Origin of the sequence: Vitreoscilla sp. C1, from assembly GCF_002951955.2 — a bacterium.
In the GTDB taxonomy this organism is placed as follows: domain Bacteria; phylum Pseudomonadota; class Gammaproteobacteria; order Burkholderiales; family Neisseriaceae; genus Vitreoscilla; species Vitreoscilla stercoraria.
Genome location: NZ_CP019644.2, coordinates 1,369,178 through 1,393,577 on the forward strand (window position 1 = coordinate 1,369,178; position 24,400 = coordinate 1,393,577).

Sequence of the window (24,400 nt, forward strand, 5' to 3'; positions counted from 1 at the left end):
CATCACCTTTCAATTAAAATTTCACATTGATCAAAGCTGCAGAATCAGCACACTGCAAATGCGGATTGACGGTGTCTACACCGGCTTCAAACACAAATTGACCTGTGATGCCATCTACTGTGGTAGCCAATGGTGAAACCGCCGCACCCAACGCAGTACCAGTGATGTAAGGATTGGCACCTGCTTGATCGGACGTACCGATACACAACATCGGGAAACCATCAGAAGTGGCAACTAATTCAGGAATTGGGCTGAAATACAATTCATATTTACCCAACAAACGACCCAAACGATAAGTGCCTGCACGTGGTTTCACATTGGATGCTTGTAAGATTTCAGGTGGCAAGGTGCCCAAATACGAAGCCGCTGACGCACCGACATAAATCACACCAATACCATTTAAATTGGTGCGTACAATCATGTCCAAATTGGCCGCCTCAATCGCCTGACCCAAATCCATCATAATGCTGGTGATGGAACGCTCATTCATACGGTTGGCTTTGTCCATTTCAAAATTGAATACATGGGCTGAAGCAATGCGCCACATGCGACGCACCGCCAAATGATGACGCTCAGCCACACTTTGGGTACGAATGGCAGCCATGTTTTGTGAACTTTGATCCAACTTCACATCTACTGCCCATTGGTGGCGTGCTTCTTGTGACACACTGTACAAAGCAGATGCATACGTTGCACGAATGGACTTGATGGTGGCGTGTGATTCCACCACTGGACGCTTTCCTTTCATATTGGCATGTTCAAAATCAATCGCGGCACTGAATTCAACCACTGAACCTGATGCCAATGCCGGTGTAAACACCGCGGACAAAACGCCTGTGGTAGCGTTACCTGTCACTGTCACCGCTGTACCTGCAGCTGTACCTGGCAAATGGAACGATTGTGAGAAGGTAATGGTGGTATCAGAACGATTGGCCATAGGATTGCTTTGACCGACCAACAAACCATTCACATACACACCCACTGCTGACGGCAAAATTGGTGAACCTGCCGCATCGACTGACGCATTTTTAATCGTTGCAGCCCAAGTGCCACTGGTGTCAACGGCTTGAGCCATGCGTTGTGACATCAAGAACGGCTTACCCGCATTCAAGCCATCTAATGAGGCGTACTGTGCGTAATCACCTGAAGCGGCAGCAGCTCGATGACCCACCAAAATCACACGACCTTCCAAGCCTTGGTCCATGGCAATGCGGCCACTGAACGGCATCGGTTCAGAATAAGCCATCACAATCGCAGTCAACACTTGGCTCACGCTCATCGCACCGCCTGAAGCACTGTTCACATCATCGAATACGGTTTTTTGACTGCCTAAAAATTGGCTTGGTAAACCCAAAAATTCCGCATAATTTTTTGATACCAATGGCAGCGTCGAACGCAAAGCATCGTCAGCGACCCAAGCAGGTGCTGCATGACCATGTTCATGAGCAAACATGGCTTCGGATTTGGCAATCGAATCCATCACCAAAGAGGCAGTGTTGTAAGGTGCAGCACCTTCGGCAAAAGTCACGGTTTCAGGTAATACTGCCATCAAGTCTTGCACCACTTGTGGCGCACCACTATCACGCAAATGATCTTGTACATTGGCATCATCAAACACAGCAATATTGCTTGGCTTGCCACCTGTGACTTTGTCCAAGGTTTGTTTGATGAATTGGTTGGTTTGATTTTGAACAGACGGTGTCATGCTCTTGGCTGCAGGTTGTGGCATACTTTTTCTCCAAATAAAAAAACGACATGCGTTGTTGGCATGTCGTATTGTCACTTTGATTGCAAGTATGATTTCGCAGCGTTCCCTATATTGCTTTCGATTCGCAAAAAGCTAATCTAACAATGACTGTTTACTGAATATGATAAAATACGCCATTATATTTAAAAAATAAAAAACCATAATTTATGAACTTCATCGACTTATTCGCTGGTATTGGTGGCTTTCACCTTGCTCTATCCCGTCTTGATATGAATTGTGTTTTTGCTTCTGAGATAGACTCTCATGCTCGAGAAGTTTATAAACTCAATCACAAGATTTCTGATGAGATTTTCAATGAGGACATACGCTCTATTAGTCCTGATGCCATTCCAGACCATGATATTTTATGTGGTGGATTTCCATGTCAGCCGTTTTCGCAAGCTGGGCACAAGCGCGGCTTTGATGATGTTCACAAATCAGAGCGTGGTAATTTATTTCATTACATAGCAGATATTATTAAAGAAAAACGTCCTAACGCGTTTATTTTAGAAAATGTACGTCATCTTCTTAAACATGATGAAGGCCGAACTTTCCAAACAATACGAGACATTCTTGAAAAAGAACTTAATTACACTGTTTATTTTAAAATCATCAAAGCTACTGATTTTGGCCGACCTCAACACCGACCTAGAATCTATATTGTTGGATTCAACAATCATACTGTAAACACAGTACCAAGTTTTGAATTCCCAAAACCAACTGGCACCACAATGACTATGTCAGACGTATGGGAAGGAGATTGTTCTCGCGAAATTGGTTTTACATTGCGCGTAGGTGGCAAAGGCTCACCTCTAAACGATCGAAGAAACTGGGATGGCTATTTAGTTAATGGCCAAGAGGTACGATTATCTCCAAAAGAAGGAAAGCGCATGATGGGCTTTCCTGATGCATTTCAATTATCAAAATCAAAAACACAAGCCATGAAGCAATTGGGAAACAGTGTTTGTGTTGACGTAGTTTATCATGTAGGCCTCGCAGTAAAAGAATACCTTGAACAAAATCAGATATCTAAAAGTGAAAGTGACGGCATGGCAAATTTCAACAAAGGGGAATGGGGAGAGCTGTATGCTTTTTTAAAAGCAATTCAAAATCCTCAAATAAAATTTGGTGATACCAATACCAATATTTTAAACACAAACGACTTTATTACTGTTTTTTCATTGCAACATAATGACCAACCATATCAATACACCATACAAAATAATCAATTAATTATTTCAGAAAATGGCATATTAATATCAGAGCACAATATTGATGAAATATTAAACCAAGAACGCCTGAATCAGCTTAAAAATGACATTGTTAATTCAAAAGCAACTTTTGAAATACAAGATCAAAATATACTTGAAACACTCAAAATCAATTCATTTAAAGGCAGCTCTTTTTCAAAAAAAGATGTGAGTGTGGGGTTTAACTATCAACATATGTGCATTGAAAATGACCCACTGGGAATTAAATCATTTTTAGGTAACAACCCTACCCTTTTAAATGCCTCATCCAATACAAACTTTATTTTCGAAGTAAATGGGTTCCAAGGCAGAATTGATGATGTCAACTCAATCGATACCAAAAATAAAGTACGTGATCGCATTGCCTATATTTTAGAGCACGGCGGTAGTTTTACATTTGATAAATGTGAAAAACCAACCTTTGAAGAAAACCTTTTCAGAGTAGACAGCTGCATGCCTCAAATTTTAGGTAATTTACTGTTGCAGTACTACTCTGGTAGTGGCTCTGAAATCTCACAGTTGATTACTGATGACTCAGAAAAAATCAAAATAAAACGATTGTTAGAAGCCATGTTGCTTGGGATGTTCCCAAGTAAACTGTGGGATGGCAATTACAGCTCAAATGGCATTATCGTAGTACGTAAATTAGGTGACTTACTGCTGTATCACACTTTAAAGCGTAATATTTTAATGAACTACTTATTTGAAAATACAAAACTTGATACGCCATCTACTTCACGCCATGGTTTTGGTAAACTTATTGAAGAAAAGAACGGCTCAAAATTTTTCAAACTGAATTTACAAATCCGAAATACTTAAAATCAAAAATCAAAGCCCACTCATATCATCACATAGTGGGCTTTTAATTTAAATCAAATCATTGAAATCAGGGTTTGAAGCCTGTTCTAACGGCTGCAAATACACCACACTGGAGCGTCCTTGCGGCAAACTAGAAGGCGATGTAATGCTGGACACCTGATAACCATAAGCAAAATCAGGCAAAATCACATACACCCTGTCATGTTTTTTGATTTCGAATTCGCCTTCTATAACCGGCTCAATTAATACTGGCACATCACCGTTACTCACATTGAAGGTCTGCCAATTGCCCGCATGTTCCGCACCACCATATTGACTGGCAAACACCATTTTGCCCGCTCCCACAATTTCCAATTCATAATCGGCTTCATCTTCCATGCCCATTTGCATTGCACCACCGAATGTAGCGGCATTGTCAGGATCATTGTCTTCATCAGGACGCAGCGAGATTTTACGGTAGACCACCACGTCTTGAGACCAGATGTGATTCATCACCACCATGCGCTTGGCACGGTTGTTGGCATTCGATAAAGGATTGCCATTGCTCCAATCAAGACCCACGTTTGGCTCCTTCCAAAAGCTTTTGAATCTGAGCAAAGACCTCGGGAGTCGTATTTTGCTGAATTTCAGGATTGTTCAATTGACGGTTGATTTCACGAATCGCCTCCATATTGGCGGCTTTGGCCTGCGCTTTGGCTTTGGCAATCTCGGATGGTGTCATCCCCACACCCGCAATGCTTTTGGCTTTGCGGCTGTTGCTGCTAAAAGCATCGGTCATGTCAGCAGGAATGGCCGCATTGGCATGTTGGCGGATGCGCTTTTTGTTCCAAGCCTCTTGGCTGATTTGCTCTGCCAATTGTTCAATCTGCTTTTTACCCATGGTTTTGGCTTTGGGCGTTGGATTCCCACGCATTTGTGCAATGTATTGTTTCATGTAGGCAGTGAAAGCAGGCGATTTGGTCAACACCAACATCACACGTAACACATGCTTACAAGCAATGCCACCCAATTTGGGATTGCGTACCTTAGGAAAACCCGTCTCAGGCTTGCCTTGCGCAAAGCCGCCTACGGTAGCCACATAGCGGTACCAAAATCGATGGCGTCCACAATCACAATCAAAACGAATAGGACCGCGTGCCACTGCTTCGGCCATTTTATTGCTGATTCGGCCACCTGAAATGGCGGCCTGAAAATCCAAAAACTGTACCGATACCGCATGGTGGGTTTGTTTGGACTTGGCACTGGCATTGACCCGAAACACCACCACGCCTTCTTTGTCACGTCTTGCTGCCACCGCTGTATTGATTTCAGTTTCACAACGCAACAAATCGACCTTACGGCTTTTGTTAATCACGGTTCGTGGATGAATGCCACCGCGTACTTGCATGGATTTGAACTTGTCTTGCAACTCGTCCATCGCTTTGGCCAAATGCTGCAAATCATCACGGGTCAATTCTTCGGTCATCACCCCACTGGCAATATTGATTTTGGCCAATACCTCTTCAACTTGCGTCGGCTTTAAACCCAAGGCATTGCCCAAAGCCAATATATTGCCCGCTTCGGTGCGCTCTTGCTCAGCGCGTTTTTCTCGCGCCTCAATCACATCCAGCTGCTGTTTAACCGTTAAAGCGGCTATGGCTTCTTTGTTTTCGGCAACTACTTTATTTCGTGTGGCCATATCAATACAAACTCATGCCAGATTTGGTTTTAAGCATTGCGGTGGCTTTGGTAATGGCAATGGCTTGGCTCATGGGAATAAAACGACGCGCGCCTTCTTGCACCGGCAAATCCACATCATTAAAGCCCACCACAGCAGCAGCCACCAACCAATCCGCACGGTTTTTATACACGAATTGATTGGTGAGACTGTGATCCAACACTTGGCGTGGCTGAACGTAATGGACTTTGTTCAATTGGTAGGATTTGGCATGTTGCGACGCTTTACGCATCTCACGATAAGCATGGCCCACACGCATGGAATCAATCGGCATAGGGAACTCACAATCAAATCTATTGGGATGCTTGGATAATAAGCCCACCAACCACCCTTAAATTGAGCGTTCCCCATGTCACAAGAAGTGATGATTCGTGCCTCGTTTGGCAGCTATGAAGGCAAACCCGTAGGCATTTTGTCTATGGTGATGGACATTGATGGCAAACCAACTTTGATTTGCACCCAAGAAGAAACGCCACCTAAGTTTGGTTTACAGGACGGCTTTATCTTGATCACTGATTTAGATGGTATTGGTGCCACCTTATTGTTTGACCAAACCCAATTCATCACTGCCATTGAGGCATACAAAGAGCTCAAAGCCAAAGGCACGATTGTATTGGAGCCTAGTTTACAAAAACACGACGTGTCCGATTCGGTACAGATTGCAGGCTTGAAAGATTCAGGCCGCTTCAATTATCAGGTTCAAAACGTCGGCAATGGCGCAGCTGCCATCTTGGCCACAGCACTGTATTTCAAAAAATACTGTGGTACCCAAACTGTTTTATCTGGCATGAAAGGCTTCATGAACATGCTGACCACTGTTTAAAGCGCCTTTTTAACACTAAGACACTTACCGTTAATTTGACCCATAGAGATTTGCCATGACGACCAACACTTATCCAAATAACTTTCAATTATCGTTGATTGACGAAATGGTGGCCATTGAGGGTATCCAAGACACCACCGAATTTCAGGACGCTTTGCATGCTGCAGCCAAATCATCATTAGAGGCTTTGCAATCTCAAGCCAAAAACCGTGTGGTGTACGTACTTTGCGGCTCAGATACAGGCATTGAGATGCTGCAGCGTGTGGCCGCTCAATATGGGATGGATTATTTTGAATGTGTGAAGCTGCATACAGAGGCAACCATGCCTGCTGAGGTTTTACGGGGGCTGCAGTTTATGAATTTGGTTGGGTATTTTTGAGTATGACGAATATTAAAAATATAGAAAAACGCCACCAAATTGGTGGCGTTTTTTGTCTTTGAATTTACGCTGCTGCTTTTAAATTCTGATTAATGATAATCGTTACAATTTCATCACATTTTTTTTCAACTTGTAAAGATAAAGACTCTAATTCATCTAATAATGAATTGATTTGATCATATGTATTTTGCATGTTAATACTCCTTAAGTTAGTTTAAAACTGCTGTTGCTCCAGCAATTTAAATAATTTGTCACATTCATCTAAGTCATTATTCGACATTGCAACCATAATTGACTCAAGTTGCAACACAACCTGTTTTGAATTGATAAGCGCCTTTTCAATCTCATAACTTTGCTCATGAGAAACAAAAACAGGAGTCAAATTAGATAGGCTATCAAGTCTAACTAACATTGTTTTAAGTATTACTATAATCTGATCAACACTAGGAGTTACACACCCATTAACTAAATTATAGTTATAACCATTATTATTAATGGCACCCAATACTTTTTGGGCACTAGAATATGTTTTTTCCCAAACATTCTCTGCTACTTCTAAGACTCTTTTTGTTATTTTTTGGTTCTGTTGATTCATAATGTAGACCTAATTTTTTGAAAATTAGAATACCTAATAAAAATCAAAATGTTATCCAGAATATTGTACAGTTTGTTTATATTGCCTGCAATAACTATAAAATACAGCCAAATTATTATTTTAAATTTATTTAAGTAGCCCAATTAAATATGTTTAATAAAAATCACTTTAGTAAGTAAGAGATACAATATATCTGAAAGCTTATTATTATGATAATCGCATTATCATAAATTAGGTTTAATATTATAAACATTGTTGTATTTAAGCAAATTGAGATTATTTTCAAGTAACTTGCTTTCATATCCCGTTCAACTAGACAATGTCAACAATGAGCATTTTTATTTCCAAGTAATAATAAATATATTCAAATGTAATAACATACTAATGTTATTTATAAAAAAACGCCACCAAATCGGTGGCGTCTTTCATTCATCCTCAGTCCAAACTCTAACCCAAAATCCTCGCCTCCATATCCTCATCAAACATGGACCAATTAGTACCTTCATCATCAATGGTGAATTCAAGCGTGCCTGCAAACCAAGTTTCAGGGTAAAAATCCTTGAAGCCTTCAGCAGCTGCAATCAATGCTGCAGGTGAATCTCCAACACTCACACCATCCCCTCAACAAACTGCCCCACAAACCTTTCAAACCTTGCCTTAATTCGTGTCAAAGTGGATTCGCGTTCTAAAATTCTTGGCACAAAAGACAAGCTCTTGGCGATTTCATCATCACGCGGCATGGTATTGGTAAAAATAAAGCTTTCGACCATTGTTTGGAAGCATTCATCTTTCAATTGCTCTTCTTCTACCAAATCATGAATGGCTTGCTGTTTTTCTTGCTCCCAAAAGTCTGCAAAAGCTGTATCAAACGCCTCACTTGATTGAATGCCTGGCAACACTTCTTGCACAAATTTTTCAAGCAACGGCAACTTCACCCGCAATTTAGGTTCTTTAGAGGCAATGTCCAAAATGGCTTGAACTTTGCGCATAAAGGTTTCTTGTCCTGAAATCCAATCGCTATGGTCTTCATCGGCCACGCCTTTGAGTAGATTCAGAATGTAGGCGACGTTGATGATGTCGGTATGGATCAACTCAGTTTCAAAATCCAACTCGTCCAGAACCGAAGTTTTGGCGGCTGGTGCGTCAGTAGGAATTTTCTTATGGCGTTTGACCTTGTCGTACAAGTCCAAGTATTTCGATTTGAAACCTTCAAATGTATTGTCGTCCATCGCCAAATCGTCTGTATTGAAGTCGGAGAACGATTTTAACGTTGTTTGCAAACGCAATAAGTCACGATAGGCTTTTACAAACTCAGCTTGTTCATTTTCATCAGCCAAAGCATCCACGCTTTGTACCGTCGGAGTAATACCCAATAAAGCATCCACAGCCTTGTGATATTTGGCCAAATACTCACTGTATGGCTGCAACAGCACTGTTTCATTAGCATTGGTATTGGCAAACAAGGTGACAGCCTCATCGGTCTTGTCTTTCAAATTGCGAAAACAAACGATGTTGCCATGGGTTTTGGAAGCATTGTAAATGCGATTGGTACGTGAAAAAGCTTGAATCAAACCGTGGTATTTCAGGTTTTTATCCACATACAAGGTGTTCAAAGTTTTGGCATCAAAACCGGTCAAGAACATGTTCACCACCAGCAAAATATCGATTTGCGCCTCTTGTGGCTGTTTGGCGTGTTTCTCAACTCGTTTGGTGATGTCTTGGTAGTAGTTGTAAAAGCTTGCAGTATCTTTCAAACTGAACTGTGAACCGTATTGCTGATTGTAATTGGCAATGAAACGTTCCAAATGGTCACGACTGACTTGAGGCTGCTCACCATCATCACCCATGTCTTGCTGCCCATCTTTGTTCTCAGCTTCATTGGCGGCATAGCTGAAAATGGTCGCTACCTTCAACTTCCGATAATTAGGATTATTCGCCAAAGCTTCAGCTTGGACTTTCTCAAACAACTGGTAATACTTGATCAAAGCCTGCACACTGCTGACACAGAAAATGGCATTGAATTGATAACGGTTGGTTTTCTTTGGATGTGCATCCACAATATAACGAACAATTTTCTCCAAACGGCGCTCGTCTTCCAAAGTCTCTTTACTGGCCGTGGTTTGAATATGGTCAGTTACATCTTCATCTTCGGGCTCTAAGTCTGAAACAATGTCCAATTCATTGTTAGAAACCCGCTCTTGGGCTTTTTCTTGGTATTTACCCACGTATTCAACCGAAAAACGCAACACATTGTCGTCACGAATGGCATCGGTAATCACGTATTTGTGCAAACACTCATTGAACAAGTCTTTGGTGGTCTGAGGGATGCCATTGGCTCGACTGACGTTCTCTTCTAAAATTGGCGTACCTGTGAAGCCAAACATCTGTACTTTGGTGAAAAACTTTTTGATATTCTGATGGGTTTGGCCAAACTGACTTCGATGGCATTCATCGAAAATGAACACCACTTTCTTATCTTGCAAATACGAAATCTGATTTAAATATTTTGGACTAGTCACCGCAATATTCAGCTTTTGCAAAGTGGTGACAATCAGCTTTTTCTTGCCGCCTTGCGCTTGGCTATCTGTAATTTGCTTAATCAACGACGACGTGTTGGTGGTCGTATCCACACAACCATCAGTATAATGATTGAATTCAATTGCTGTTTTGTAATCAAGGTCTTTGCGATCGACCACAAACATCACCAAATCCACTTCTGGCAAGGTCTGTATCACTTGGCTGACCTTAAACGAGGTTAAGGTTTTGCCTGAGCCTGTGGTATGCCAAATGTAAGCGTTTTGATTCGATAACTTGGCTCGCTCAATCAAGGCCTCCGCCGCATAAAACTGATACGGACGAAACAGCATCAACACTTTGTCACCATGATTCAACACTGTGTAATGCGTGATCATCTTTGCCACATGGCAAGGGCGCAAAAAGTGATCAGAAAACTGGTGTAAGTCCGAATAAATATTATTGTCTTTGTCTGCCCAAGAGAAAGTAAAATCGAAGCTGGCTTGGTGGTTGTTGGCAAAATACTTGGTACTGGCACCATTGCTGATGACATAAATCTGCGTGTACAAGAACAAACCATGACCCACCCAATACGAATCACGGTGGTAACGGTCGATTTGATTGAACGCCTCTTTCAAATCCACACCCAAACGCTTGAGCTCAATTTGCACCAAAGGCAAACCATTGATCAAAATCGTCACATCAAAACGGGTTTTATAGGTATTTTGTTGGGGATTGTGTATTGTCACTTGTTGTGTGACTTGGAATTCGTTTTGACACCAATGTTCTTGGTTGATGAATTGAATGCTATGGGTATCACCATTGTCGCGTTGCAATTGGTAACGACTGCGCAAAATCTGCGCCCGTTCAAACACCGTACTGCCTTGGCTCAAATAATTAAGCACCAAATGAAACTCTCGCTCGCTCAAAGGTGTGGTGAGTTCATTGAATACTTCCAATTGCCGTTTGAGATTGCGCAACATGGTCGCTTCATCAGGCAAAGCCACCAAGTCATAACCCAAACCACTTTTGCTATCACCCGTACCAGCCAATTGTACCAATAAGGCTTTTTCCAATTCGTATTCGCTTTGAACCAAACCCACTTCCCCTTATATTTTAAGCTTAATCTTTTTATTTAGATGATACTGTCATCATTCACAGTATAAAACATGCTCAGAGGATTTTGTAAGCATCTGGGCATGTTTTGGTCGTTAACTTAAAAATTAAGCTGCTCTAGCCGCTTCAACTTTCATCAAAATCCGCATTAATGTCACCACTTCATTACAGACTTCAGTTAAGTCAAAGTCTCCACCCTCCCAAGCGCATACCCAATAACGACCATTAATTTCAGCCCAAGTATTGTCTCCATCATTAACTATCCAAGATAACTTCTTCAACTCTTTACAAGCCAATTTCACCAATGCGTCTGTTTGTTTATCAATACGAATTTGTAAACTATATTGCAAAGGTTTCTCATCGATATGTAAATTAACAACCACTTCAGTCCATGTTGGACAATGATTATTAGCAAAACGCAAAGCAGGACCATTTGGCCAAGTATGCACCCGATAATGAACTTCATAACCTTTTAATTGGTTTTCCAACGCCTCAGTAATGTGATCACGGACATGTCGATAAAAATCATCACGCAACGTCACCATTTTCTTAATGTCACCCAAATGCTCAACCACAAAATCCACTTGCTGCTCATTCATCACATCCACCCCCAATTGTTCCCAATGCATTAAAAATTCCCGCGCAAACAAAGTCCATTTGTTATACGGCTGGTTTAACAAAGCCTCTGCCAACAACGGCCTAGTGTGCGTTGCCAATGTGCGATAAGACAGCCCTGTCCAAGCTGCAGCATGGCTTTTTCCATCCACACACAAAATCAAAAACACCTGTTTTTTGCCTGGATAATGTTGGCGAACATAGCGTTCATAATCAGTAAACGGATTGTTTTGATGGTGACCAATTTTGCATTCAATCGCCAACACTGCCTGATCGGTTTCAATCAACAAATCAATGCGCCCCTTACTGGTCACCACCTCGGTGTGTACGTTTTGCACATCGCCCCAAGCCTCGGTATCCGATTGTGCCACGCCACACTCACGCAAAGCCGCCAACAAGCCTTGGTAAAACACCCCGTTTAATCCATGCTCATTTTCTGAATTTAAAAAAAACGCCAACAACTCTGTGGTCGGGTTTTCATAATGCTTGCGCAAAGCCGTATCAAAAAACGTCATTTCTTTTTTACTCGTGTGCAAAGACTTCGCTTGCTCCAACACGCTTTGCAAACGTGATAATTCATCTACAGCCACATCGATACTGTCCATACAGCTTGTCCCTTATTGGTTTTGAAATATTGTTTTATTTACAGGCCGCTTTTAGTAAGCGTCCTGTAAGCTTTACAAGCGTCCTGTAAAAACAGCCAAAGCGCAGGGCTGCGGCTTTGGCTGTTTTTAAACGCTCACACAAACATCTGTTGCAACAAACCTTGCTTCCACACACGCGCTTGTTCCAATTGCTGCGCCAAAGCGTCGATTTTGGCATCAATGGATGAAAGGCAGGCGGCGATTTTGGTCTGCTCTGCAAGAGTTGGTATTTTTATTTCTACCTTGCCTAAATTAGTTTTAGATATACCCAATACAGAAATACCTGTAGCCAATTTTTGAATTTGTGCACGAACTGCCAAAGTTTGCATTAAGTAACCATGAAATCCCAAAGCAAAGTCCTGTTTCGGTCTAGCAATATAAGTATGCAAACCTGCAACAAGTTTTTGATTGCCTAAATTCACTATTTCGATGGTTTTACCAATATCTTTATAATCTTCAGAAGCATCTGCAATGACCAAATCACCAACTCTTAAAAACCGCTCTTCATCTAATTTGCTAATCTCAACCTCAGCACTTAGAAAAGGTACTTTTTCCTTAGTCGCATCAAACAAGCTAGAAAATTTTGTATGAATATCCCCATAATGAATATTCATAATTTCACCCTGTTCAGATAACAAAGCTCTCGAGTAAGAATTTGTCTGATGAAAAGTAAATTTTTCAGAAAATATTGTGGTTTTCCAATCAGGAAAATCCTGACCATTATCGTCCTGAAAGCGAAGCTTTTGGCTGAACAATTGCTGCATCATGCCTTGCTTGTATTGCTGCCACAAATCATGTTCTTGGCGCAAAGCCGCGATTTTGTCATCCACCGCAGATAGAAAAGAAGCGATTTTGGTTTGTTCTTGTAGACAAGGTATATTTAACTCAACATTCCCTAAATTTCCTTTTGAAATACCTAAAACCGAAATCCCTGTTGCTAATTTTTGTATTTGCTCTCGAACCTTAAAAGTTTGCATCAAATAACTATTAAATCCCAAAGCACTAGGTGAATTTGGACGGGCAATATAAGTATGCAGCCCAGCTACAGCTTTTTGGTTATTTAAGTTCACTACTTCAATGGTTTTACCAATATCTTTATAATCTTCTGAAGCATCAGCAATGATTAAGTCTTTTACTTGTAAAAATTGGTTTGTAGCAATTTTTTGTGTGTCCACTTTACAGCTTAAGAAGGGCACGTCTTCCTTAGCTACATCAAACAAAGCAGAAAATTTCGTATGAATATCACCATAATGAATATTCATGATACTACCTTGCTCAGCCAATAACGCTCTTGAGTAAGAATTTGTATTATGAAAAGTAAATTTTTCAGAAAATTTATGTACTTCCCAAGCGTCCTGAAACCCCTTAAACCTCAACTTAGGCACATTCATTTGCTGCCCTCCGCAAACGGGTTTTCAATGCCCAATTCGCTGCAAAAATCGGTAATTTGTGCTTCTATCGCCACGCTGTCGGCTTTCACTTGGCGCAAAGCCGCTGCCACTGCGCTCAAATCAATCGCCGCTTCCGCTTCAAACGTATCCACATATCGGGGAATATTAAGGTTGTAATCATTGGCTTTAATAGACTCGATACTTGCCACAGATGCGTATTTGTCTTCGCTTTGGCGTGTGTTCAAAGCCGTTACAATGCGCTCGATGTGTTCGGGCAAGAGTTTGTTTTGGGTTTTGACTTTTTCAAAATCGTTGCTGGCATCAATGAACACAATATCATTCGGATTTTGACGGCATTTTTTCAACACCAAAATACAGGTTGGTATGCTGGTGCCGTAGAATAAATTGGCAGGCAAGCCAATAATGGCATCAATCACATTCAATTGCTCAATTAAGTATTGGCGTATGTGCCCTTCTGCCGCGCCACGGAACAACACGCCATGCGGTAACACAATCGCCGCTGTACCCTCTTCTGACAATTGATAAACAATGTGCTGCACAAACGCCAAATCGGCTTTGGTTTTAGGCGCAAGCTTGCCGTATTGGCTGAAACGCTCATCGGTACTGGACAGCATCGGGTCAGCGCTCCAATGCGCTGAAAACGGCGGATTGGCGACAATGGCATCAAAGCGCAAATCCAAGTGTTGCGGCTTTTTCAAGGTGTCATCTTGCTTGATTTCAAAATCGGCAAAATGCACGTCGTGTAGCAACATGTTCATGCGGGCCAAGTTGTAAGTGGTGCGGTTGAGTTCTTGACCGTAAATCTTGGAAATTTTGTTGGCTTCACGTTTCACACGCAACAACAACGAGCCCGAACCACAAGTTGGGTCGTACACATTGCGTAGCTCGGTATTGTTCACCGTTACCAAACGCGCCAACAAAGTCGATACTGGTTGCGGCGTGTAAAATTCGCCTGCTTTTTTGCCTGCACCTGAAGCAAACTCACCAATCAAGTATTCATATGCATCACCCAACACATCGCTATCAGTATTGGCCAAATCAAAATCAATCAAAGCCAAACGCTGAATGATTTGTACGATGGTCTCATTGCGATCGTCGGCTGTTTTGCCCAATTTGGTTGAGGTCAAATCCAAATCATCAAACAAATGACTGAAATCGTCAGCTGAATCCGTACCTAAAGTCGATTGCTCAATGTTGCGCAACACTTGTTGCAAGTCATCCAAAATATAACCTGCGCCACTGCTGTCTTGTTTAGAACGTTCGGCAATGCTTTGGAACAATTCCGCAGGCGTTAAGAAGTAGCCCAACTCTTTGACGATGCTGTTTTTAACGGCACTGATATAAGCGTTGTAATGTTCATCACTTGGCTTGAGTTGGTCGTAAATCAAGTTGTCTGATACCAATATCTTATTGGCATAAGCAACCATTTTTTCAGACAGGTATTTGTAGAAAATAAAGCCCAAGATGTAATCACGGAATTCATCGGCATTCATTTTGCCGCGCAAAGCATCGGCAATGCTCCACAATTGGCGTTGCAGTTGGCGTAGTTGTTCTTCTGACATGTTTGGTATCTTTATATTGAGTCAGGCTTGACCTGAATGGGTTATTCGATTTTGGCTGATTATAGCCCAAGGTTTGTTTAGGTGGCGTGAGGTATGAATACTATTTTCAACTTTATGCAATCATACCAATAGCATTAAAAAACGTTACTTATTTGATTTGTTTTGATTCATAAAAAAGCGTCCTGTAACCCTACAGGACGCCACCATTTCATCTATTCAAACCAAAGCATTACTTATAAATTCCCACCGCTTTACGCCAATCTTTTTGGCTCTCGTAATCAGCAGCCCAAGGATAATCACGCATCGTCGTGTGATTCAACGCCACCATATCATGTTTTCTGCCAAAGTTTTGCGTATGGATCCATACAACTTTGAAATGTTCGCTCACTGAGCTGACCATTTTAGGATTGATGACGCTCAAAGCCATTTTGTAATGGTTGAACCAACAGAAAATCCAATCCATGCTTTGGGCGGCATTGACCAAGTTTTTGACTTGATGTTCTTCTAAAACGTATCCACTTGGCTTTTCAGTGGTGAGCAACAAGCGGTGCAAGTATTCAGTAGCCTCGCCAACTTGTTCCAAAGTCAACTCATCAATACTGGATACATTGAAACGCTGATGCACTAATTTGTAAGCATCAGGATACAACAAACCTTTTTTACTGACCACGGCATTGACCGCATCACGCAAACCTGTGCGTTCGTCTGTGGTGGTTGAGCGTCCTGTAAACTTCTGTGCTTCGGTTTCGATTAAATCCAACACCCATTTGCGGAATTGTTTGGCAATTTCAGTTTTGGCAAACATTGCAACCAAATGACAACCTCGCAAACTGAAAATTCTCACAGGCATCATAATATTACCCGTTTTCCTAATGACACTCATTTTGAGGGTCATTGACATACTGCTTGAAAATTCATCTTCATTGCGATTAAAAATTTGCGTAACTGCATCGGCTTTTTTATAGCCTAATGCATTAGCCAATTCAGTAGCAGTAATCCAAATTTGATTGTCAGGTTGCGAAACAGGATTCAAAGAAACTTGATTGAAAGTCAGTGCGTTCATGATGAACACTCCTTTGTAAATTTTCGAAATTTAAAAGCCCAATTGGGCGGTCAAGAGGTTCGAAAGCCTTACAAAGACGGCTGGAGTTATTTCCCTTACGGGTATTGTATTCCTCACCCTCTCGACCATGATTTTGACGCACTACTGCCTAAACAATAGATACACGAATTCTATGGACGAAAAAATATCACTCAATGACGGCAGTGATGACCGCTTTGTAAAAAAGGTTTCGACACCTTGAGCGCATCATAAAACAAAAAAACCACCTGTGCAAGGTGGTTTGGGTTGATAACATCCATTAAATAGGAGGCAAATTATAGTGGCTCACCTTTTTGAATGATTGAGTACTTTTTAAAGACTTTTGCCATTCGAGGTATTCGCTTTGAATCTTTGGCTTTTTAAATTTATCATTTAAAGTTACCAAATCATGGCTATCATAGCCGAGGTTTTGTTGAGCATATAATGTAAAGCTTTTAATTGACAACATGGATGTTCCCCTATGAGTTGATATGGTCAGCAGACAGCACAAATCAAAATTTCGCTTCAGTTGGCTTTTAGAATCATTGTGCTAATAAATAACCCGTCTATGAAGACGGGTTGATGAACACCAATTTACTTCACTACATTTAAATTAAATGTAATTAAGCAATGGCTTGAATATTAGTGGCTTGAGGGCCTTTAGGTCCAGACTCACTGTTAAAGCTTACTCGTTGATTTTCAGCTAAGGTACGAAAGCCTTCGCTTGTAATAGCTGAAAAGTGTGCAAATAACTCAGCACCTCCGTTATCAGGTGTGATGAAACCAAAGCCTTTAGAATCGTTGAACCATTTTACTGTACCAGTTTGTTGAGTCGACATTTAATCATTCCTTTTATGTTTATATAACAATATTAAGGTTTACTTAATAAAAAACTGAACCTGATAACTTAAAGAAACAATCAATAGAAAACTAACAAATTTATGATAGTAAAATATCTTGGAGACCTATAGAAAGACAGAGATAAGTGAATTCATTACTAAACCAACTTTTTCAGTATAACCCATATATCAAAAGATAAGTTTTTTATTTTCAATATATTATTTCAAGCTATCAATAATTTATTAGGGCGTGCCCCTATTTCACCCAACGAAACAAAATGGTCTAGTCCTATTGTATGAATATGAAATGGTATTTTTTGGCTGATTTAATCGCTTAATTTGGGAAAATTTCAGTATAAATTACACTGAGGCGGCTTCAATTATTGAGTAGTGCTTGAAATGAGGATACGCCCTAATATCCGACTCTCAGCAATATAATTTTCTATCACCTTTTCATCCCAAAAGATTGAAATTGACATTTCACCCTATCTAATTAAAATCCCAATAGATTCTTGCTCCCAACATACGCTGGCGAAGAGGAGGTTTATGTTGCGTAGGTATGAGTTTTCATCTGGCACTCTCATATTCACCAAGAATCCCCATTTTCTTTTAAACAGTCGCGCCCATGATGCAACGTGTCAGTGTAGATGCATCATGCGTAGGAATGAGCATCCCATATCTGTACTCATCTCCATCGACTGTTTCTCAATACCACATGAAGTGAGATTTTGACACTTCTAAGCGGCCTGTATGGCCGTGAACAACATCTGGGCAAAAGTAAAAACTGGCGAAACTTTCTAAGCGGCCTGTATGGCCGTGAACACAAAAAGAATTGGAAACTTTGGGCATGACTGCTTTCTAAGCGGCCTGTATGGCCGTGAACACGGAAACCATTTCTAAAGCGGGTGTCATGTCGTTTCTAAGCGGCCTGTATGGCCGTGAACCCTTGGTTTCGATTGCGCCAACTCCAATCACCTTTCTAAGCGGCCTGTATGGCCGTGAACACACATAGAGTCTGGCAAGATTTACAGTGTTGATTTCTAAGCGGCCTGTATGGCCGTGAACAATTGCGCCAAGACACGGCGATTAGAGCGCATTTTCTAAGCGGCCTGTATGGCCGTGAACAGTAAAAATAATCTACAAAAACAAGATACCACAATGGTTTGAAGCCTAAAACCTGTTAAATACCCAAATTTCAAGCTTCAAACATAAGTGATTGATTTTAATTATTTATTAAAGAGCGCATAAATATTGGGTTAAAATTGATATGACGCCACCTACGCCACCGATTATAAAATTTTAATGGACACAATCAAACAATGAATCCATCAAAGCTTTGTTTGCAGTAGCTGTTTCCAATACCTTCTTCTCCCGAATGACTTTAAACAAACCATCGAAAGCGTCATTGATGCGTTGGCGCTCTTCACCTTGTGGATAAGCGCGCTCACCGACTCGACCATTGCCACCTTGGGTTGAATAAGCCAAATAATCATTCTTGCGCCCTTGCTCTTCCAAACGATCCTGTAAATATGCTGAAAACGCACGCGCTGCCATTTCAAAGTCTTTGGACCAATACTTGCCTTCTTTGCCCATGTCCAATTCAATAGCGTTTTTATAGAACTCACTTTGTCCTGGTAAGCCATCAAACGTTAAAACACCATCTGCACTGATATCGACATCGCTCTCACTGCCCAAAGTCCAGTGACGCACTAACAAGGTGTAAGCCACATTCGAGCGAAGCTCTTGGGTTTTGGGCGGTGTGGTGGCGTAATTGGCATGGCTTGCAATCCACTTTTTTAGGTCACTCATAGCGGCATTGAGTGGCAAACGGCTGCCTCTCAAGAAATTACCCGCCATGCTTTCAAGGAAGGCTTTGGTGTCTGCACTTGGCTGATGAACATCAGGAATGAATGCTTTAGGATATTCAAACTTCAACACCCCATCGGTCTTCATCATGGCCACACGCAATGCTTTGAACACCTGAGCCAAATCCACATCAGGTAAATCATCAGGATTGCTGGTACCCATGAAACTGGCACTGCCAACGGTTTGTGTGGACAAATCTTTAATCAGGTTATCCAATGCATGGAAATATTCATGGCCAAGACTCCCACCGCCTTTCATTTTGGTGATGTTGATGACCTTACTGGATGACTCATAATGCGCTAATGCGCCTTTCTTACCGCGTGCACCAAACGCCAATGCCAAATTGCCCTTCAGCCCCAAATATTGTGGTTCAATGCCCAAAACATCCGACATGTCTAACATCGCAGCAGCGGCATTTTTCATGTGAAATTCAGCGGCAGACTTGTCTTTCAAAACCCAATTGCCTGATTGAATGCCTTTGAAACCAAACATGTCTTGCAACTGCTGCGAAGAGGTTAAATCCACCTCTTGCCCACCAATACGTTCAATGTCTTCTGCAGACTCCAATTGAAACGATGGCTTTTTGGGTTTAGAAGCACCTTCAGGAGCAGCATTGCCTTCACCATCAGTACCAGTTTTAAAATCTGCACACCAATTAGACCAATCGGCGTATTTTTTATCGCGTTGGGCATTGCGCAAAGTAGTGTTGACCGATTTACTGGTCCAACTAAAAAAACGCTCGCCCAATTCAGCCCAAACTTGGCTGTCGTAGGACAACAACTTCTCTCGCCCACGGACACTAATTTGTTTGAAGTTGTTATCAATATTTTCTTCAAAAGTAATGCCTGCAGTCAGCTCATCTTCGTACAACATGCGCATCAACTTGATGCTAGGCATGGCCACAATGATTTCATTCATCACTGCAGCCACATCTTTGAAGGTCAAACACACCTCCAAACGCTCACGCAAATTGGAAATGGCTTGTACGTAGTTCTTTTGACTGTGCTGACTCAATGGATGTAATGGCATTTTGTCCATATTGGCATACACCCGGCTGATGAAATACGCCACCTGTGAAGGCATACCTTTGTCCGCCAATGCCGCCCAATCTACCCGTCCAAATACGTTGTCTTTGACTATCAATGATTCAGACAAACGTGGGTCTTTGGCCAGCTCATCCCAATCGATGTCATTACTGTTCAACCTTTGCCCATCACGCTTGGCCTGTAAGATAGATTTTTGAGCCAATTCTTTGCGTGCACCGGCAATGTAAGCGGTATCTTTCCAACGATAATTTTCAGCTGTGGTGGTATCTGATAAATCATCATCGATGTTTGCTGCAGCAGCCAAATCATCTTCATCCAAACCCACCTCATCTTCGCTTGGTGGCAATTGATTATCTGTATCTTCTGCAGTCATGGGGGCCTCAGGCTGTTGTGAAACAGCCTCATTGCTTTCGGACTCTGCCTCAGTTTGCATTTGGTCAGACTCTTTTGGCTCTGCTGCAGGTTCAGGTTCTACCAATGGCTCTGGTTCCGCCGCGGGTTCAGATTCTGTCGCCGTCACAGCCAATCCAAGCTGCAAACGCAAATCCTGCACCACCTTAATCCAATCCAATTTCTTCAATACATCGGCTTCGGCATTGCGTGCTTCAATTGCTGTTTTAAGCTCACCATTTAAGCGCAAGCGTTCCATCGTATTCAATTCCATGCTCATCCCCTTTATTGGCTTAATTCGTCTAATTTGGCGGTATAAGCATTGACCGCTTGTTCTACCATGGCTTGCATTTCAGTATTGTCGCCACCGTTGTAACGCAAGGCGACTGCAGTCATGCGTTCATGAAAACCTTCACCCATCACATCAACCAAACCCTCAATGACCTCTTTTAAAAATGCTCGATCCGCATCATGACCAGACTCATCGGTTTCTTCAGGCTCAAATTCAGGCTCAAACGTATCTTCTAACTCAACCCATTCGCCATTTTCATTTTGTACTTTTACAAATAGATTCAACAAACTACTCTCATTCTGTTGACTGACATCATCAAAAGTGGCAGTATTAATCAAGCTTGAAACCCCAGCTTTGGTAGTTGGGAAAGGTTCGGGCTGTAAAGCGGCACTATCTAGTGTCGCTTTTACTTTGTTAGGCAACATCAAATCATAGTGCAGGTATCCTTGAATATCCCGTTCTATCATCACTACAACCTGATGTAACATCCCATCCACAGCAATAGTATTTTCAAGTTTGTAATATTCAAACGTACCTGGTTTAGCAGCTAATTTAAAATTCGGCTCTACCACTGCATTTCGCGCTGTTTCAATAATTTCTTCGATTTTGGCGGCCAGTAAGATTTTTACAGGATTGCCTGTATATCGGATGAACTCCTTCACGCTGCGATTACGAATTTCTACTTTACGCACATCACCATTTTCATCTCGCGGCATAGCAGGACAATCCACCCATTTACCACGCAATGATTCCAAATGTGTACGAGCAGCCGCACGCATGGCTTTCTTGCCTTCATCGGTGCTTAAATCAAAATCACCCAATTCATTTCCTACAAATTGGACGGGTTCCAACTGTGAATTTAAAACTGGCTCCGGTTCTAAAGCCGGCTCTGGCTGCGAATTAACAACATCCTCCAGATTGGCTACATGCTCACCATTACTATCAATCACGCTCACAATCTCAATATTCCATCCAGAATCATTGACAGCACTATCAAACGCAGCTACATTTGAATTCATAGGAGTCTGCCCAAGCAGTGACCGACCAACAAGATTGTTGCCCAAAGCATCAAGAACTGAATTGTTGGAGCCAGTATCAAGCTTGGGTTCGGCTCCTTTTAATTTATTGTGATATGCCAAGAATTCAAATTTTGCGTTTTCACGCTCAGCCACCGTAACGATATGCGTAACTGTGTAGCTTCCAATCACAGCCTCACCCTTAAAGCGGTGAAAAGCCACAAAGCTGTCTTTTCGGTCCTTTTTAACTCCCTCACGTCCCAAGTAATCGCCATTTTTTAAGGTGTTTGGTACGAACGGAATAATCGCTGCTCTAAAGCGATCTTTATCTGTACCCAATCGCATCTCACGCGTAGCAACTGAAGTAAACAATACATCACCAATCACTGTTTTAACGTATCGGCCTTGAAAGTTTTCACGCATATAACGCTGAACGGCATCATACAAATCAGCTTCACCGGCATTCATGAATGCGTGAATATCTGTATTAAGCAAATCAATGTTCATTTCAGATGGCTCTACGCCATTTGGCACTTGTTGCGGTTTCGGCTCTACAACAACCACGCTAGAACCATTTTCCAATGCCGCGATTTGGTCCAACAAGCTCTGTAAAACATTCTTCTTCTGCTCAATACGCTCTTCCGTGGCTTTGATTTCAGCTTCATTCTCAGCCGCTTTGGCATTGGCTCGCGCAAACTTGGTGGCGTTGGCTTCAACCAAGGCCATAATCTTTTTGGCAATGGCTGCAATGGATTGGTCTTGGCCATTCTCTTTGGCCACCACGATGGTGATGTCTTTCTTGTTGAGCATCCACTTCCAAGACACCATTGAATCATCAGGTGATAGCTTATTGGGTGTTACATCAGGATTGTGAAAGAACACCGATACTGTTTGGCCATCGCTCATGCTGAACAACATGGCAATGTTGGTGGTGCCACCTTGGCGGTATGGCTCAGTGACTTCAACGCCACCTTCTTCCACCACCTTAATGTCATCACCTGCAGCACGATTCAAAGCCATGCCGATTTGGGCGGCTTTCTTTTGGATTTGGTTATTAGGTATTACCAAGGCATCCAACACACCCAACTCGCCACCATCTTGGTGTTCAATTTGGTCTAATAAATCACGGTGGTTATTGGCTTCAATCAATTGGCCATAAGCACTGTCCATGACACGCATGTCGTATAAAACACGGCTGGCAGCCGCGGTAGGTTGATCCCAATCATATTCAGGAATTTGTTGCATGGCTGTCTCGCTGTAAGAGTCGAAAGGGAGGGATTGGGCACTCATGGCCTCTTTGTGATTACCGTACTCTAGCCACCATTTGAATTGACCGACGGTACACGCCACCACACTCATGGGCTTCTTGCCAAAGCAGCCAAGGCTGTACACATTGATGGCATGGTCTTGGTCTAGAAAACCAAACATGACTTTGTGTTCATCAAAACCCACACCTTGTTTGTCTTGGTTAATCACATACACAGTATTGGTTTCAGGATAAGGCCCAACGTAACAATCAATTGGGTCTTGGTCTGCCCCTTTGGTACCAACCAATTCGCCGTAATCATCTGAAACTAAAATAGGTGGGCGGCCTGATTTGATGCGATAACTGCCTGCTACGGATTCAATATGCACTGGCAAGCCATAAACCGATGTAACACGCCCGTTTTCATTGCGGGTGACGTTGCCCATCACACACCACCTTGCAGCGCGGCTAGGGTTGCCTGTGCTTCGGCAATCAAGCCATCCAACTCAGCCTCTTGCGACTCTAATGCGGCTTTACGGGTGACACGCGTATTACCCGACCCTTTAGGTGGCGTGGCTTTTTTGCGCGCCAAAGCCTTTTGAAATTTGGTTGCGTTGGCATCCAAGTCATTGACGATTTCAGCCAAAGCTTTTTTGATGTCGTCTTGCTCTTTCATCGGCAAAATTTTGCCATTCATACGCACCTGGTAGATGTCACCGGTTTGCTTCACACGCAAGACGATGGTTTGAGAGTCTGCCAAAGTAAAACCAATTTCACGGTAAGTGATGCTGTTCTCACGTTTGGTCTTTTCAGCCACCCAAGATGCGGCAATTTCAGCCCCTGCTCGCTTAAAAGCGGTGACCAGCTTTTTGGGTGCTGTTGTATCGTTTCCCTTGAGTTCATCCCAAGTAAACAAATGATTGGTATCTGCCATAACAAAAGCCCACTACAGTTGTTGTAATGGGCTTATTATCAAGCGGCTGATGATGGCAGTTTCGAAGCGTTCCCTCTTCCACTAAACAGTGATTTGCACTACTTGGCTTTAAACTCCTTAATAGGAATTGGTTTGTCTTTAACCAACTCCACCACACCTTCATTCAAGCCATTGAAATTTTTAAAGTGAATGGAAACCCCATCATTACCCACCATACGCATACCACTGCCTGAAACTGCAATTTTTAACAGGTGGTTTTTACCTGAGTTATCCATCATCGTCGCGGTTTTAAAACCATCGTTCGATTTCAATTCAATGGTTAAATCATAAGGGCCTGTAAAGTAGATGACTTGGGTTTCTTGCTGTATGGCATGTTCAGTACTAGAAACTTGCTTACTCTGTTCTACAGTCGCACAACCCACCAATCCAACAGCGATGAATCCCAATATGATGGCTTTTTCCATAACATTTCTTTCAAATTTGACGTCTCATTACAT

General features: G+C 42.1%; 20 protein-coding genes and 1 CRISPR repeat array. Of the genes, 3 read left to right on the forward strand and 17 right to left on the reverse strand.

Annotation, left to right across the window (positions count from 1 at the left end; translation table 11 throughout):
- Positions 1 to 13 precede the first annotated feature (13 nt).
- Positions 14 to 1,729, reverse strand: coding sequence for a hypothetical protein (locus ADP71_RS06685; RefSeq protein WP_104931821.1), 1,716 nt, complete (start codon positions 1,727 to 1,729; stop codon positions 14 to 16).
- 185 nt (positions 1,730 to 1,914) lie between these two features.
- Between ADP71_RS06685 and ADP71_RS06690 the strand changes: the two genes are divergently transcribed.
- Positions 1,915 to 3,816, forward strand: coding sequence for an HpaII family restriction endonuclease (locus ADP71_RS06690; protein WP_171461015.1), 1,902 nt, complete (start codon positions 1,915 to 1,917; stop codon positions 3,814 to 3,816).
- Between the two features lie 48 nt (positions 3,817 to 3,864).
- Here the strand turns inward: ADP71_RS06690 and ADP71_RS06695 are convergent, their stop codons facing one another.
- Genes ADP71_RS06695 through ADP71_RS06705 form a run of 3 tightly spaced genes read right to left on the reverse strand, consistent with a single transcriptional unit; the run spans position 3,865 to position 5,807 of the window.
- Complete coding sequence (locus tag ADP71_RS06695; RefSeq protein WP_019959132.1) at positions 3,865 to 4,377, reverse strand: hypothetical protein; 513 nt, start codon at positions 4,375 to 4,377, stop codon at positions 3,865 to 3,867.
- Positions 4,367 to 5,494 (reverse strand): hypothetical protein, encoded by a 1,128-nt coding sequence (locus ADP71_RS06700; RefSeq protein ID WP_171461016.1) that lies wholly within the window; start codon positions 5,492 to 5,494, stop codon positions 4,367 to 4,369. Before ADP71_RS06700 ends, ADP71_RS06695 begins: the two co-directional genes overlap by 11 nt.
- A 1-nt stretch (position 5,495) precedes the next feature.
- Positions 5,496 to 5,807, reverse strand: coding sequence for a hypothetical protein (locus ADP71_RS06705; RefSeq protein WP_104931824.1), 312 nt, complete (start codon positions 5,805 to 5,807; stop codon positions 5,496 to 5,498).
- 75 nt (positions 5,808 to 5,882) lie between these two features.
- Here ADP71_RS06705 and ADP71_RS06710 point away from each other — a divergent pair, with 75 nt between their 5' ends.
- Positions 5,883 to 6,356: a hypothetical protein gene (locus tag ADP71_RS06710; RefSeq protein ID WP_104931825.1), complete on the forward strand. Its 474-nt coding sequence runs from the start codon at positions 5,883 to 5,885 to the stop codon at positions 6,354 to 6,356.
- Between the two features lie 55 nt (positions 6,357 to 6,411).
- Entirely contained in the window at positions 6,412 to 6,735 is a 324-nt protein-coding gene (locus ADP71_RS06715) for a hypothetical protein (protein ID WP_104931826.1), read from the forward strand.
- A gap of 64 nt (positions 6,736 to 6,799) precedes the next feature.
- Here ADP71_RS06715 and ADP71_RS13125 read toward each other — a convergent pair whose 3' ends face one another.
- The 13 genes from ADP71_RS13125 to ADP71_RS06775 all read right to left on the reverse strand — a co-directional run bounded on the left by ADP71_RS13125 (position 6,800) and on the right by ADP71_RS06775 (position 24,367).
- Positions 6,800 to 6,928, reverse strand: a complete 129-nt coding sequence (locus ADP71_RS13125) for a hypothetical protein (RefSeq protein WP_257793062.1) — start codon at positions 6,926 to 6,928, stop codon at positions 6,800 to 6,802.
- A 21-nt stretch (positions 6,929 to 6,949) separates the two neighbouring features.
- A complete protein-coding gene (locus tag ADP71_RS06720; protein WP_171461017.1) occupies positions 6,950 to 7,330 on the reverse strand; it encodes a hypothetical protein in 381 nt (126 codons plus the stop codon).
- A 447-nt stretch (positions 7,331 to 7,777) separates the two neighbouring features.
- A complete protein-coding gene (locus ADP71_RS06725; RefSeq protein ID WP_171461018.1) occupies positions 7,778 to 7,942 on the reverse strand; it encodes a hypothetical protein in 165 nt (54 codons plus the stop codon).
- The gene (locus ADP71_RS06730; RefSeq protein ID WP_216603975.1) at positions 7,939 to 10,947 is read right to left on the reverse strand and encodes a type I restriction endonuclease subunit R; all 3,009 of its coding nucleotides are present in this window, start codon (positions 10,945 to 10,947) and stop codon (positions 7,939 to 7,941) included. Before ADP71_RS06730 ends, ADP71_RS06725 begins: the two co-directional genes overlap by 4 nt.
- 120 nt (positions 10,948 to 11,067) lie before the next feature.
- Positions 11,068 to 12,180, reverse strand: a complete 1,113-nt coding sequence (locus ADP71_RS06735; RefSeq protein WP_171461019.1) for a PD-(D/E)XK nuclease family protein — start codon at positions 12,178 to 12,180, stop codon at positions 11,068 to 11,070.
- Positions 12,181 to 12,314: 134 nt separating this feature from the next.
- On the reverse strand, positions 12,315 to 13,610 hold the full coding sequence (locus ADP71_RS06740; RefSeq protein ID WP_171461020.1) for a restriction endonuclease subunit S: 1,296 nt from the start codon (positions 13,608 to 13,610) through the stop codon (positions 12,315 to 12,317).
- Complete coding sequence (locus tag ADP71_RS06745; RefSeq protein ID WP_171461021.1) at positions 13,607 to 15,193, reverse strand: type I restriction-modification system subunit M; 1,587 nt, start codon at positions 15,191 to 15,193, stop codon at positions 13,607 to 13,609. Before ADP71_RS06745 ends, ADP71_RS06740 begins: the two co-directional genes overlap by 4 nt.
- A gap of 229 nt (positions 15,194 to 15,422) precedes the next feature.
- The gene (locus ADP71_RS06750; RefSeq protein ID WP_171461022.1) at positions 15,423 to 16,256 is read right to left on the reverse strand and encodes a BRO-N domain-containing protein; all 834 of its coding nucleotides are present in this window, start codon (positions 16,254 to 16,256) and stop codon (positions 15,423 to 15,425) included.
- Between the two features lie 641 nt (positions 16,257 to 16,897).
- Positions 16,898 to 17,113, reverse strand: coding sequence for a cold-shock protein (locus ADP71_RS06755; protein WP_019959121.1), 216 nt, complete (start codon positions 17,111 to 17,113; stop codon positions 16,898 to 16,900).
- 734 nt (positions 17,114 to 17,847) lie between these two features.
- Positions 17,848 to 18,238: a CRISPR direct-repeat array (repeat unit 28 nt; unit sequence TTTCTAAGCGGCCTGTATGGCCGTGAAC).
- Between the two features lie 174 nt (positions 18,239 to 18,412).
- A complete protein-coding gene (locus tag ADP71_RS06760; RefSeq protein ID WP_171461023.1) occupies positions 18,413 to 20,689 on the reverse strand; it encodes an LPD1 domain-containing protein in 2,277 nt (758 codons plus the stop codon).
- Between the two features lie 11 nt (positions 20,690 to 20,700).
- Positions 20,701 to 23,415, reverse strand: coding sequence for a hypothetical protein (locus tag ADP71_RS06765; protein WP_104931836.1), 2,715 nt, complete (start codon positions 23,413 to 23,415; stop codon positions 20,701 to 20,703).
- Positions 23,415 to 23,903: a hypothetical protein gene (locus ADP71_RS06770; RefSeq protein WP_104931837.1), complete on the reverse strand. Its 489-nt coding sequence runs from the start codon at positions 23,901 to 23,903 to the stop codon at positions 23,415 to 23,417. Before ADP71_RS06770 ends, ADP71_RS06765 begins: the two co-directional genes overlap by 1 nt.
- 98 nt (positions 23,904 to 24,001) lie before the next feature.
- Positions 24,002 to 24,367, reverse strand: a complete 366-nt coding sequence (locus tag ADP71_RS06775) for a hypothetical protein (protein ID WP_104931838.1) — start codon at positions 24,365 to 24,367, stop codon at positions 24,002 to 24,004.
- Positions 24,368 to 24,400 lie beyond the last annotated feature (33 nt).

What these genes read in the sequence shown, in the direction of transcription:
- ADP71_RS06685 (WP_104931821.1), bottom strand. Translation starts at nt 1,729, where the DNA reads ATGCCACAACCTGCAGCCAAGAGCATGACACCGTCTGTTCAAAATCAA.
- ADP71_RS06690 (WP_171461015.1), top strand. Translation starts at nt 1,915, where the DNA reads ATGAACTTCATCGACTTATTCGCTGGTATTGGTGGCTTTCACCTTGCT.
- ADP71_RS06700 (WP_171461016.1), bottom strand. Translation starts at nt 5,494, where the DNA reads ATGGCCACACGAAATAAAGTAGTTGCCGAAAACAAAGAAGCCATAGCC.
- ADP71_RS06705 (WP_104931824.1), bottom strand. Translation starts at nt 5,807, where the DNA reads ATGCCGATTGATTCCATGCGTGTGGGCCATGCTTATCGTGAGATGCGT.
- ADP71_RS06710 (WP_104931825.1), top strand. Translation starts at nt 5,883, where the DNA reads ATGTCACAAGAAGTGATGATTCGTGCCTCGTTTGGCAGCTATGAAGGC.
- ADP71_RS06715 (WP_104931826.1), top strand. Translation starts at nt 6,412, where the DNA reads ATGACGACCAACACTTATCCAAATAACTTTCAATTATCGTTGATTGAC.
- ADP71_RS13125 (WP_257793062.1), bottom strand. Translation starts at nt 6,928, where the DNA reads ATGCAAAATACATATGATCAAATCAATTCATTATTAGATGAATTAGAG.
- ADP71_RS06720 (WP_171461017.1), bottom strand. Translation starts at nt 7,330, where the DNA reads ATGAATCAACAGAACCAAAAAATAACAAAAAGAGTCTTAGAAGTAGCA.
- ADP71_RS06735 (WP_171461019.1), bottom strand. Translation starts at nt 12,180, where the DNA reads ATGGACAGTATCGATGTGGCTGTAGATGAATTATCACGTTTGCAAAGC.
- ADP71_RS06740 (WP_171461020.1), bottom strand. Translation starts at nt 13,610, where the DNA reads ATGAATGTGCCTAAGTTGAGGTTTAAGGGGTTTCAGGACGCTTGGGAA.
- ADP71_RS06745 (WP_171461021.1), bottom strand. Translation starts at nt 15,193, where the DNA reads ATGTCAGAAGAACAACTACGCCAACTGCAACGCCAATTGTGGAGCATT.
- ADP71_RS06750 (WP_171461022.1), bottom strand. Translation starts at nt 16,256, where the DNA reads ATGAACGCACTGACTTTCAATCAAGTTTCTTTGAATCCTGTTTCGCAA.
- ADP71_RS06755 (WP_019959121.1), bottom strand. Translation starts at nt 17,113, where the DNA reads ATGTCGACTCAACAAACTGGTACAGTAAAATGGTTCAACGATTCTAAA.
- ADP71_RS06760 (WP_171461023.1), bottom strand. Translation starts at nt 20,689, where the DNA reads ATGGAATTGAATACGATGGAACGCTTGCGCTTAAATGGTGAGCTTAAA.
- ADP71_RS06765 (WP_104931836.1), bottom strand. Translation starts at nt 23,415, where the DNA reads ATGGGCAACGTCACCCGCAATGAAAACGGGCGTGTTACATCGGTTTAT.
- ADP71_RS06770 (WP_104931837.1), bottom strand. Translation starts at nt 23,903, where the DNA reads ATGGCAGATACCAATCATTTGTTTACTTGGGATGAACTCAAGGGAAAC.
- ADP71_RS06775 (WP_104931838.1), bottom strand. Translation starts at nt 24,367, where the DNA reads ATGGAAAAAGCCATCATATTGGGATTCATCGCTGTTGGATTGGTGGGT.